We start from the raw sequence: 11,944 nt of genomic DNA, 5'->3' as shown, positions 1-11,944 counted from the left end.
CACTACAGGTAGAGCCCCGCGTCGACTCCGCCGCGGGGCTCCGGCAGCGAGGTCGGGGAGGTGCCCCGGCGCAGTGCGTACAGCTCGGCCAGGGTCGCGCCCTCGCGGCCGACACCCTCCTCGGTGCCGAGCCAGTCCACCGATTCCCGCCGGGTCAGCGGGCCGACCTCGATCCGGGCCAGGCAGCGGCCGGGCCGCACGACCGCGGGGTGGAGCCGCTCCAGGTCCTCGTTGGTGGTCACCCCGACCAGGACGTTGCGCCCCTGGCCGAGCAGGCCGTCGGTGAGGTTGAGCAGCCGGGAGAGGGCCTGGCCCGCGGTGTGCTTGGCCTCGCCGCGGATCAGCTCGTCGCAGTCCTCCAGCAGGAGCAGCCGCCAGCGGCCCTTGCCGGGGCCGTCCTCCTCGCCGATCGCGATGTCCATCAGGTAGCCGACGTCGGAGAACAGACGCTCGGGGTCCAGGACGCAGTCGACCTGGCACCAGTCCCGCCAGGAGCGGGCCAGGGTGCGCAGCGCGGAGGTCTTGCCGGTGCCGGGCGGGCCGTGCAGCAGGAGCAGCCGGCCGGCGATGGTGTCGGGGGTCGTCCCCATCAGGTGGTCCATCGCCTCGGCGACGGGGGCCGTGTAGTTGGGGCGGATCTCGTCCCAGGTGCCGGCGGAGATCTGGCGGGTGGTGCGGTGCGGGCCGCGCCGCGGGGAGACGTACCAGAAGCCCATGGTCACGTTCTCCGGCTGGGGTTCGGGCTCGTCCGCCGCGCCGTCGGTCGCCTCGTCGAGGACCTTCGCGGCGAGTTCGGCGCTGGTCGCGGTGACGGTGACGTCCGCGCCGCGGTTCCAGCGGGAGACCAGCAGCGTCCAGCCGTCGCCCTCGGCGAGGGTGGCGCTGCGGTCGTCGTCGCGGGCGACGCGCAGCACGCGCGCGTGGGGCGGGACCAGGTTGGCGCCGGAGCGGACGCGGTCGATGTTCACCGCGTGCGAGTACGGTTGCTCGCCCGTCGCGAAGCGGCCGAGGAACAGCGCGTCGACGACGTCGGACGGGGAGTCGGAGTCGTCGACGTTGAGCCGCATCGGCAGGGCGTCGTGTGGGTGCGCGGACATGCCCGCCATGATCCGGCACCGGCGGCCCGTCTGCACCCGGTTTCCGCACTGCGCGCCGGTGTGTCGGATCTGTCCGGTCGGCGGGGCGGGGCCGGGGTGCGCGGCCGGGGCGAGCGGGCCCCCGGCCACGTACCCCGCCCGCGCCCTCCGGCTCAGACCAGGGCCCCGACGGCCCTGCGGTGCAAGCGCCGGGTCCCGCGGACCACCGCGTACCCCTTGGTGAGGGCGCGGTCGCGCGCGAAGGTGCGGGCGACCGCGCGGCCGTCGAGCAGCCGCTCGAACTCCTCGGCGCCGGTGCCGCGCCGCACGGTCACCCGTCGCAGGGCGTACGGCCCCTGCGCGCGCCGGGCCAGAGCGTTGCCGACCGCCAGCGCCTGGGCGAACCCGTTCTCCCGTACGGCGGTGCGCACCCGTCTGCTGGAGTAGCCGTACGGGTAGGCGAACGACACGGGCGGGGCGCCCAGCTCGCCGGCGACGATGTCCCGGCAGCGGGTCAGCTCGGCGCGCAGCGCGCTGTCGCCGAGTTGGTCGAGCTGCGGGTGGGAGTGGCTGTGGCCGCCGATCTCGACGCCCGCGTCGGCCAGTTCGCGCACCTGCCGCCAGCCCAGCATGGTGTCCAGGCCGCCACCGGTGTCGTACGCGCCCCGGAGCCAGCCGGTGGTCACGAACAGGGTGGCCGACAAGCCGTGCTCGGCCAGGGCGGGCAGGGCGTGGCGGTGCACGCCCTCGTAGCCGTCGTCGAAGGTGATCAGGACGGGCAGGGCGGGCAGCGGCCGGCCGGAGCGCCAGCGGGCCGCGAGGTCCGCGATGGTGAGCGGGGTGAGACCCCGGTCGGCGATCAGCGCCATCTGCTCGGCGAACGCCTGGGGGGAGACGGAGAGGTCACGCGTCGCGTCGTTCGGGTCGGCGGCGACCGCGTGGTACATGAGGATCGGGATCCGCGCCTCCGTCATGCGGCGGCTTCCCGGTCCGCCTGCGCGGGCGCGTCGATCCGTACGACTGAGAACGTCGTCCCGTCGCGCCGCGCCCGCACGCTGCCCACCACGTACCCGCCCGCGGCCGTGAGCACCCCGGCGACGATCGCGCCCGCGCGCCGGGCTCCGCCGCGGCGGGCCAGCACCTGGTCGCGCAACCCCCGGGCCACCCCGGCGGGCAACACGCGTGTGGCGTAACGGCGTTCGGACTCCAGGCCCTTGCCGGCGCCGACACTGCGGGCGACGAGCGCCTTGGACAGGCCCTCGGCGTAGGTGCGGGTGCGGAAGTACGCGAACCGCTCACGCGCCTCGGGCACCTTGTGGTGGATGACCGCGCGGTCGTCGACGAGCAGGATCGCCTCGGGTCTGGCGCGGCTGAGCCGGATGCACAGCTCGGTCTCCTCGCCGCCCAGCGGCCGTCTGTCGCCGTCGCGGCCGATGCCGGTGGCGAAACCGCCCGCGAGGTCGAACGCCGTCCGCCGGAACGAGGCGTTGCCACCGAGGATGTTGCGCACCCGGACCAGGCCGGCCGGCAGGCCCCGGTAGGAGCAGCCCACCACCCAGTCGAACTCGTCGGGGAACCAGTCGGGCCGCCGCCCGGACGCCCACACCGGCTCGGTCCGGCCGCCGACGGCCATGACCCGCGGGTCGTCGTAGGCGGCGGCGAACCGGCTCAGCCAGTCGCTTTCGGCGACGGCGTCGTCGTCGAGGAAGGCGACGACCTCGCCGCGGGAGGCCGTGATGCCGGTGTTGCGGCCGGCCGACAGGCCGCGCGGGCCCGCGTTCGGCAGCACCCGCACCTCGGCGACCTCCTGGTACTCCCTCGTCAGCCGGTCCAGGAGCACCGGGTTGTGGTCGACGACCAGCAGGGTCTCCAACGCCGGCCTGCTCTGCGCGCGCACCGAGGAGACCGCCGCGAGGATGTCCTCCCAGCGGTCCTCGGTGTAGACGCAGACGACGACGGAGACGCGGACGGGGACACCGGCGGCGATCCCCGCGCAGGCAGCGGCGGGAGCACCGGCCGAGGCGTCGCTCGTGCTCAAGACACCTCTCCCCGGACCGAGTCGAGCATCGGCGAGCGGCGCCCGCCGCGCCGCAGAGCCCGCCGGTTGGACCGTTCGCTGAGGATCACCCGCAGCACCCGCAGGCCGTCGCGTACGGCGCGCAGGTTGCTGACGCCGTGGATGCGCAGGTACTCGTGGCTGGGGATCTCCTGCACCTTCAGCCCGGCCTTGACGACCCGGATGTTCATCAGCGTCTCGACCTCGAAGCCGGTGCAGTCCAGCTCGATCTTGTCCAGGCAGTGCCGCCAGAACGCGTTGTAGCCGTAGCACAGGTCGGTGTAACGGGCGCCGAACTTGCGGTTGACGATGGCGCACAGGACGCGGTTGCCCAGCCAGCGGATGAAGGTCATGTCGTCTGTGCCGCCGCCGTTGGCGAAGCGGGAGCCCTTGGCGAAGTCCGCGCCCGAGACGAGGGCGGAGACGTACGAGACGATCTCGTTGCCGTCGGCCGAGCCGTCCGCGTCGACCATCACGATGATGTCGCCGCTGCATGCCTCGAAGCCGGTGATCAGGGCGTCGCCCTTGCCCCGGCCCTGCTGTCCGACGACCTTGACGCCGGGCCACAGGTCCCGCGCGACCGCGACGGTGTCGTCGGTGGAGTTGCCGTCGACCAGCACCACTTCGTGGATCCAGTCCGGCAGGGTCTTGAAGACGTAAGGAAGGTTCTCGGCCTCGTTCATCGCCGGGATGACGACGCTCACCGGTGGCGTGATGGCCAGGTGAGAGGAGATGGGCCGGTACTTTCCGGCGGTCGACGGAGCCTGACGCTCCTGGCCCGGTGTCGCCGGTTGAAGAACGGAACTCATGAGTCTGGTCCCTCTCGTCCGGTGGACCGCCCACCCCCGGGCGGCCCGGATGTAAGTCCGGTTCGAAAGGGGGGTTGTTTTGTCACCCCGGCCGCACGGCATGACGGAAGACCTCTCCGCGGACCCTGCGACTCGGCACGGCGGAAGACCTCTCCGCGCACGCCGGGTGAGCTGGCAAAGCTGGCCGGTCACCGGAAGAAGACGGCAGCCGACTGCGCGGCACGACCCGGTCGGCCATGTGCGGCCACCGGGCACGGCACCCCCCTACCGCGCCCCGCGCCGGAATCCATCGCGGTCCTTGAGCCCTCCCCTAGAGCCGCTTACCGACGGTCCGATGCGGGTGAGATGTCTGACGGTATTGACGAATACACCCGTATGGCAAGACCTGGAACGAGGCCTCACCTTTTTGTTCGTTTGACCGTTACACAACGGGTCGTCCCGTGAGCGAGACGGACATTCGTGATCAGGGACCTGACACAAACGTTCCCCGGAGGCGGTGTGTGCCTCCGGGGAACGGGGTGGAACCGGTTGCCGTGTCAGCGGCGCCGGATCACGGGACGATCTTCAGCAGACGGTTCGGGGAGCCGGTGCCCGCGCTGGTGACCTTGCCGGTGGTCGAGCCGTTGATGAGCGCCGTGGCGACCTGGGCCGGGGTGGCCGAGGTGTGGCCCGCCAGGTAGATCGCGGCGGCGCCCGCGACGTGCGGGGTCGCCATCGACGTACCGGAGATGGTGTTCGTGGCGGTGTCGCTGGTGTACCAGCCCGCCGTGATGGACGAGCCGGGGGCGAAGATGTCCAGGACCGAACCGTAGTTGGAGTAGCTGGCCTTGGCGTCGGTGCTGGTGGTGGCGCCGACCGTGATGGCCTCGGTGACCCGGGCCGGGGACGACGAGGTGGCGGTGGTGCTGCTGTTGCCCGCCGCGACGGCGTAGGTGACGCCGCTGGCTATGGAGCGGCGCACGGCCGCGTCCAGGGTGGTGGAGACGCCGCCGCCGAGGGACATGTTGGCGACCGAGGGGCCGGAGTGGTTCGCGGTCACCCAGTCGATGCCCGCGATCACACCGGCCGTGGTGCCGGAGCCGGCGTTGTTCAGCACCCGGACGGCCACGATCTTCGCCTTCTTGGCCACGCCGTACGTGGTGCCCGCGATCGTGGTGGCCACGTGGGTGCCGTGGCCGTTGCCGTCCTGGGCGACGTTGTCGCCGTCGACGGCGTCGTAGCCGTTGACGGCCCGGCCGCTGATCTGGGAGTGCGTGATGCGCACGCCGGTGTCGATCACGTAGGCCGTCACACCGCCGCCGGCGGTGTCCGGGTAGGTGTAGGTGCCGGACAGCGGCAGTGAGGTCTGGTCGATGCGGTCCAGGCCCCAGGGGGCGTTGGACTGCGTGGCGTCCACGTGGACGGTCTGGTTCTGCTCCACCGCGGCGACCGCCGGGTCGGCGGCCAGTCTCTTCGCCTCGGTGGCGGACAGGGTCGCGGTGTAGCCGTTCAGCGCGGCGCCGAACGTCTTCTTCACCGCACCGCCGTAGCTCTTGATGAGGTCCTTGCCGGTCGCCGAGGACGCCTTGAAGCCGGCGTCCTGCTTCAGGGTGACGATGTAGCTGTCCTTGACGGCGGTGGGGGAGCCGGCCGCGAGGACCCTGCCCTCGGCCGGGGCGGCCTGGGCGGGAAGCGCGGTGAGCCCGCCGACGAGGGCGGCGGCCGCGACGGTGGCGGCGGCGGAGACGCGGACCTTGTTGCTGCGAAGGTGTGCCATTACGAGGGAGTCCTCCTCAGGCGGCGCGCGCGGGGTGGTGCGCGCGTCAGTGGGGGTGTGCGCGCGGGAGTTTGCGCACACGGCGTCGAGCGTCGCGGCGTGCCGCTCTCGGCCGGGGTAAAGCCTCCGCCATCTACCTGCGTAGAACAAGGGTGTTGAAGGACAGTCAACAAATTTGGCATGGCCACGTAACAAAGGTGGGGTGATTAATGGCCTGACAAGCCGAAAAGATTTGGCATGGACACTTCCCGTCAACACGCGTAGTTGCTACGACGGTTGTGGCAGAGATCCTGCTAAGGGAGGTTCCATGAGACGTTCCCGAATTGCCGTCTTCGTCAGCTCGTTCCTCCTCGCCGCCGGCGCCGCCCTCACCGGGGCGGGCTCGGCGCACGGAGCCCAACTCGCCGCGGAGGGAGGCTATGTGGCCCTCGGTGACTCCTACTCCTCAGGCGTCGGAGCCGGCGGCTACATCAGCTCGAGCGGCGACTGCAAGCGCAGCACGAAGGCGTTTCCGTACCTCTGGAACGCCGCCCACACCCCCACCTCGTTCTCGTTCGCCGCTTGCTCGGGCGCTCGAACGGGTGATGTTCTCGCCGGGCAGCTCGCCCCGCTCAACTCGTCCACCGGCCTCGTCTCCATCACCGTCGGCGGCAACGACGCCGGCTTCGCCGACGTCATGACCACCTGCGTCACCGGCTCCGACAGCACCTGCGTCAGCCGCATCAACACCGCCCGCGCCTACGTCGACTCCACGCTCCCCGGCAAGCTCGACAGCGTCTACTCGGCGATCCGCTCCAAGGCGCCCACCGCCCACGTCGTCGTCATCGGCTACCCCCGCTTCTACAAGGTCGGCACGACCTGCCTGGGCCTGTCCGAGACCAAGCGCATCGCCATCAACAACGCCTCCGACCACCTCAACACCGCCCTGGCCAAACGCGCCGCCGCCCACGGGTTCGCCTTCGGCGACGTCCGCACCACCTTCACCGGCCACGAGATCTGCTCCGGCAGCTCATGGCTGCACAGCGTCAACTGGCTCAACATCGGCGAGTCCTACCACCCGACCGCCGCCGGGCAGTCGGGCGGCTACCTGCCGGTCCTCAACAGCGCCGCCTGAGCCGTCACTCCGAGGGTGACGCGGAGGGGGAGGCCTCGCCCGACGGGGCCTCCGTCTCGCACGTCACCGAGAACGGCACCGAGTTCGACGTCGCACGACCCGGCTCACGCACCTCGACACCGAGCGCGTTGCGGTACGTCCCGCTCTCGGCGGGTGTGGTCACGACCACCCGGTCCTGTCCCGACTTCCCGCCGCCCGCCGGAAGGTCCAGCGTCCTCCAGTCCGAGTCCACGAGTCCGCCTTCCTCCGACACCCACCGGTAGGACACCTGTGCGGGCAGCCGGCCCACCGTGATGGTCACCGTGAAGGTGGGAGCCTCCGCGTCCGGCGGCGGGCAGGACCCCGAGTAGTCCGTGTGGGATCCGGTGACCGTGACCGCGACGGACTGCGGCGGAGCCTCGCTCGTGGCGCTCTCACCCGCACTCGGGCTCGCGCTCGTCGAGGGCTCCTCGCTCCCCTCGGTCTCGCTCTCCCGCGGCGTCGCCGACGGAGTCACCCCCCTGCGACTGGCCGTCGGCGACACCCCCCGTCGCCGCCGTCGCCCCCCGCCCTCCCCCGTGTCGAGCAGCGCGTACGTCAGCCCGCCCACCGCCAGAGCCAGCGCCGCCACGCCGGCGATCAGCACCCCGGCGGTACGCCGGTCACGACCGGGCCCGGTCCGGCCGGTGGCCCCCTGCGGGCCCGACCAGGACGCGGCCGGGTCCGGGACCGGCGCCGGAACCGGCTCGGTGCGCGAGGCCGCCGGACGCCCGGCGCCCGTCGGTGGATACGGCGACGTCGCCCGGAGCGCGCCGGACCGGGCGGTCCCGCCCGAGGCGACGACCCGCAGGTCCCGCTCGGCCACCTCGGCCGGCACCCGCTCGGCCGGATCCTTGCGCAGCAGCCCCTCGATCACGGGGGCCAGCGCGCCCGCCCGGCGCGGCGGCGGCAGTTCCTCGTCGACGATCGCGCGCAGGGTGCTCAACGGCGTGTCGTGACGGAAGGGGGAGTTGCCCTCGACCGCCGCGTACAGCAGCACGCCCAGCGACCACAGGTCCGACTCGGGACCCGGTGTGCGGCCCAGCGCCCGCTCCGGCGCGAGGAACTCGGGCGAGCCGATGACCTCGCCGGTCATGGTGAGCGCCGACGTGCCCTCGACGGAGGCGATGCCGAAGTCGGTGAGCACCACGCGGCCGTCGTTGGACATCAGCACGTTGGCCGGTTTCACGTCGCGGTGCAGCACGCCCACCTCGTGCGCCGTCCGCAGCGCGGCCAGCACCTCGGCTCCGATGTGCGCGGCCCGGGCAGGTTCCAACGGGCCTTCCGCGTCCAGCAGTTCGGCGAGCGAGATGCCGCGCACCAGCTCCATGACGATCCACGGCCGGCCGTCCTGCATGGCCACGTCGTACACCGTCACGACATTGCGGTTCGCGACCCGGGCCGCGGCCCAGGCCTCACGCTCCAGCCGGGCGTACAGCCGCTCGACGTCCGAGTCCGGCAGCCCGGCCGGGGCACGGACCTCCTTGACGGCGACCTCACGGTGCAGCACCTCGTCCAGGGCCCGCCACACCGTGCCCATACCGCCCTCACCGAGCGGGGACAGCAGACGGTAGCGGCCCGCGATCAGACGCTCACTGCCCGGTTCTTCGGTCACCGTGCACCCCATTCCCCCTTCGCATCCAGGTGAATACCTCCCCAACGTAGCTCAGACCAGTACGGATGCGGCTCCCTTGAGCAGCAGTGCCGCGCCGAGGGCCACGACCACCAGCGCCGACCACAGGGGCAGGTTGCGGCGGACCAGCGCCACGGCGGGACGGCGGGTCCATCGCGGTCCCCGGTCCAGCAGCCGGGCCGCGCCCGCGCCCAGCCTGACGACGGCGAACCCGGCGGCCGTCAGGGTGAGCGCCAGCCCGACCCCGTACGCGACGACGAGCAGCAGCCCGAACCAGGCGTGCCCGAGCGCCGCCGCGCCGACCAGCACGACGACGGCGGAGGGGCTGGGGACCAGCCCCCCGGCGAAGCCGAGCAGGATCGTGCCGCGCAGGGTCGGGGCGGTGGGGTGGGAGTGGGGCACGCCGCCGTGGGTGTGAGTGTGGATGTGCCCGTGATCGTGACTGTGATCGTGATGGTGATCATGATCGTGGTGGTCGTGATCGTGGCCGGGGTCGTGGTCGCGCGGGTGCTCGTGGGCCTGGTGCGCGTGCTCCGTGGGCGCGCCGACGAGGGCCGGCCGACGGGCGGGCGGCTTCACCGGCTCGTGCGGGTGGGGGTGCGGGTGTCCGTGTCCTGGGCCGTGGCCCCGGTGGTGCCAGGCCCGTCGTACGAGGGTCGCGCCCGCGAACAGGACCAGGGCGCCGCTGGCCAGGCCCAGCCACGCGACCACCGAGGGCGCGGCGGCCGAGCCGGCGGTGACCAGGAGGCCGAGGGCGACCACGCCGAGGGTGTGGGTGACGGTGACCGACGCGGCCAGCGGCAGGACGTCCTTGAGACGGGCCCGTTTGCCGCGGGCGGCCGCCGTCGCGGCCATCAGGGTCTTGCCGTGGCCCGGCGCGAGGGCGTGCATCGCGCCGAGGCCGACCGCGAGGACCAGGGCCAGCGCGGCGAAGCCGAGGGTGAGGTGCTGCCGGGCGACCAGGCTGTCCAGGGCCCGCGTCCAGCGGTCCGCGCCGCGGGGCAGCACGGACGCGGCAGGCGCGTCGCCGTCCGCCTCGGCCAGTGCCGGGCCACCGGGCCGCACCCGCAGGGACGCGGCCGGGGTGTCGGCGGGGGAGGACAGCAACTCGGCCGGGTAGTCGCTGAGTTCGTCCGACAACGACTCCTGCGGTACGTCCGAGTCGGTGAGCGTCGTCCGGTCGCCGCGCGCGGTGATCTCGCGCCAGCCGGGCCCGGAGGAGGCCCCCGCACTCCGGAAGGAGAGGGAGACCGAGGCGTCCTCGGGCAGCGGAGCGGTCAGCCGGCACTCCACGCGCAGGGTGTCGAGCCCCGCCTGACCGGGCCGCAGGTCCGCCGTGGCGGCACCGGCCGCGAGGGCGACCGTACGGCCGTCCACGGTGAGGCGGCTGTCCTCGGCGGCCGTGGCACACCGCCGCCGGGCCCACTCGGCGAGACCGAGCCGCTCGACGTCCGGCTTCGCCTGGGTCGCCGGGATCTCGGCGAGGTCCTCCACATGGTCGACGCGCAGTTGCCCGGGGGCGGCGACGAGACCGTCGTAGCGGTTGACGGTGAAGTTGCCCAGGGGGTGCGCGCTCGCACTGGCGGAAGGGATCAGGGCGAGCGCGCACCCGGCCGTCAGGACGGCCGCGCAGGAGGCGGACACACGGCGGAGCGTCACTCGGCCGCCTCCAGCGTCTTGAGTGCGGCACGGGCCTCGCGGGCACCGAGGACCGAGAAGCCGGGGTTGAGCGCCAGGGCCGCGGTGAGGTGGGTGCGGGCGTCGTCCGGGTGGCCCGTGGCGTCCTCGATCACGCCCCGGTGGTAGAGGAGAGCCGCGTTGCGGTAACCGGTTGCCGTGGCCTGCCGGGCGTAGCGGAGCGCCTCGGCGTCCCTGCCGTTGACGTGCAGGGCCCAGGCGAGGGCGTCCGCGGTGTGCACGGTCCGGCGGCGGTCCCACTCGGCGCGGGCCGCGCGCAGTGCCGCCGCCTTGTCCCCGTGGTCGGCCGCCGCGAGCGCGGTGTCGAGGTCGGCGTTGACGCCGTTGGCACGGGCGAGCGCCGTCCAGGCGTCGACGAGCCGGTACTGGGCCTCGGCCCTCGCCGCGTCGCCCTCGCCGCCGCGGGCTTCGTACAGCTCGCCGAGTTCGACGAGAGGACCGGGCAGCGGGAAGCGGGCGACCACGTTCTCCAGGCCCTTGATCGCCTCGGCGCGGCGCCCGCTCGCCGCCTGGGCGCGGGCACGGCCCTCCAGCGCCGGGAGGTAGTTCTCGTCGGCGGCGAGGGCACGGGCGTAGTGGGTGAGGGCGGTGTCGTCGTCGCCCTGGTTCCAGGCCAGTTGGCCGAGCTGTGTGGCCACGTAGGCGATGTCGCCGGGCGTGGTCGAGGCGGCCAGGGCCTGGGCCAGGACCCGGCGGGCGGTGCCGACGTCACCGCGCAGCTCGTGGACGTACGCGTAGCGGGTGAACACCGGTATGCCGGGACGCCGTTCGTCGGCCGTGCGGGCGGCTCCGGCCGCCTCCTCGTACCGGCCCAGCTCGACGAGCGCGTCGATACGGGAACACAGGGCGCGTTCGTTGTAGGGGTTCTGCTTCAGGGCCCGGTCGGCGTACGCGAGCGCGGTGCCGAACTCGTGGCGGGCCGCGGCGAGCGCGGCACGGCCGGACAGGGCCTGGTCGTTGTCCGGGCGCAGGGCGAGGGAGCGCCTGAGGGCCTGCTCGGCCTGCGGGTAGCGGGAGGGGTCACCCTGGGTGCGGGCCTGCTCGACGTAGGCGAGGCCGAGGGTGGCCCAGCCGCCGAAGTCCCTCGGCTGGTCGCGCAGATGGGCCTGGAGCGAGGCGATGCCGGTACTCAGGTCGGCGCTCGCGAGCAGACCCGGGGAGACCGCGGCGCCCGCGACGACGGGAGTGTCCCCGCCGTCCCGCACCGCGCCGAGCGCGATCGCCCCGGCGGTGAGGCCGACGGCCAGCATCGCGGCGCAGGCCCCGAGCTGCACGGACCGCCAGCGGCGGCCCGCGGCGGCGACCCGGCCGGACGGCGGCGACCCGGTCGCCCCCCGCACCGTCGGCACCGGTCGCATGGTCGACACCGTCGACACTGGTCGTGCCGTCCGCGCCGGTCGCATGCTCTGCGCCGTCGGCGCCGTCCGCACCGTCTGCGCCGTCGGCACCAGTCGCGCCGCCCGTGCCGTCTGCGCCGTCGGCACCGGTCGCGCCGTCCGCATCGTCCGCGCCCTCCGCGCCCTCCGCGAAGATCGTCCCGGTGTCCTCGATCTCGTCGGTCGCCTCTGGCCGGTCCGTGGGCGGGCCCGCGGCTTCCCCGGACGCCGTTTCCTCTGCCGGGGCTGCGGTCCCGGTCCCGGAGGCCGGCCGCTCACGCTCCGGTTCGCCGTCGTTCGTACGCGGGGACATGCCCTCTCCTCGGTCGCCTGGGGTGGATCGTCCTGCTCAGGTGCGTGGGGGTGGCGCGGCCCGCGCCGTGGGGGATGAGTACGCGGGCCGCGCCA

General features: G+C 73.5%; 8 protein-coding genes and 1 pseudogene. 1 reads left to right on the top strand and 8 read right to left on the bottom strand.

Annotated features, from left to right (window positions below; all coding sequences use genetic code 11):
* Positions 1-2 precede the first annotated feature (2 nt).
* The 5 genes from BM536_RS20785 to BM536_RS20765 form a co-directional block, all read right to left on the bottom strand.
* Positions 3-1,097 carry a DUF5925 domain-containing protein gene (locus tag BM536_RS20785; RefSeq protein ID WP_094103504.1) on the bottom strand — a complete coding sequence of 365 codons (1,095 nt, stop codon included), beginning with the start codon at positions 1,095-1,097 and terminating at the stop codon, positions 3-5.
* Between the two features lie 152 nt (positions 1,098-1,249).
* The gene (locus BM536_RS20780) at positions 1,250-2,050 is read right to left on the bottom strand and encodes a polysaccharide deacetylase family protein (RefSeq protein WP_211362917.1); all 801 of its coding nucleotides are present in this window, start codon (positions 2,048-2,050) and stop codon (positions 1,250-1,252) included.
* The gene (locus BM536_RS20775; RefSeq protein ID WP_073494595.1) at positions 2,047-3,063 is read right to left on the bottom strand and encodes a glycosyltransferase family 2 protein; all 1,017 of its coding nucleotides are present in this window, start codon (positions 3,061-3,063) and stop codon (positions 2,047-2,049) included. Before BM536_RS20775 ends, BM536_RS20780 begins: the two co-directional genes overlap by 4 nt.
* A 47-nt stretch (positions 3,064-3,110) precedes the next feature.
* On the bottom strand, positions 3,111-3,941 hold the full coding sequence (locus tag BM536_RS20770; protein ID WP_073494565.1) for a glycosyltransferase family 2 protein: 831 nt from the start codon (positions 3,939-3,941) through the stop codon (positions 3,111-3,113).
* 550 nt (positions 3,942-4,491) lie between these two features.
* A complete protein-coding gene (locus tag BM536_RS20765; RefSeq protein WP_073494563.1) occupies positions 4,492-5,697 on the bottom strand; it encodes a S8 family peptidase in 1,206 nt (401 codons plus the stop codon).
* Between the two features lie 307 nt (positions 5,698-6,004).
* Between BM536_RS20765 and BM536_RS20760 the strand changes: the two genes are divergently transcribed.
* Positions 6,005-6,811 (top strand): SGNH/GDSL hydrolase family protein, encoded by an 807-nt coding sequence (locus BM536_RS20760; protein WP_073494561.1) that lies wholly within the window; start codon positions 6,005-6,007, stop codon positions 6,809-6,811.
* Between the two features lie 4 nt (positions 6,812-6,815).
* Here BM536_RS20760 and BM536_RS20755 read toward each other — a convergent pair whose 3' ends face one another.
* The 3 genes and pseudogenes from BM536_RS20755 to BM536_RS20745 form a co-directional block, all read right to left on the bottom strand.
* A complete protein-coding gene (locus tag BM536_RS20755; protein WP_170109937.1) occupies positions 6,816-8,456 on the bottom strand; it encodes a serine/threonine-protein kinase in 1,641 nt (546 codons plus the stop codon).
* Positions 8,457-8,495: 39 nt separating this feature from the next.
* A complete protein-coding gene (locus BM536_RS20750) occupies positions 8,496-10,121 on the bottom strand; it encodes a HoxN/HupN/NixA family nickel/cobalt transporter (RefSeq protein ID WP_094103317.1) in 1,626 nt (541 codons plus the stop codon).
* Positions 10,118-11,849 (bottom strand): annotated as a pseudogene (locus BM536_RS20745) (tetratricopeptide repeat protein). Before BM536_RS20745 ends, BM536_RS20750 begins: the two are co-directional and overlap by 4 nt.
* Positions 11,850-11,944: the final 95 nt, after the last annotated feature.

It is taken from the genome of Streptomyces phaeoluteigriseus (assembly GCF_001896135.2).
Classification (GTDB): Bacteria; Actinomycetota; Actinomycetes; order Streptomycetales; family Streptomycetaceae; genus Streptomyces; species Streptomyces phaeoluteigriseus.
The sequence above is the reverse complement of the archived record's forward strand: the minus strand, read 5'-3'. Positions and strand labels throughout refer to the sequence as shown.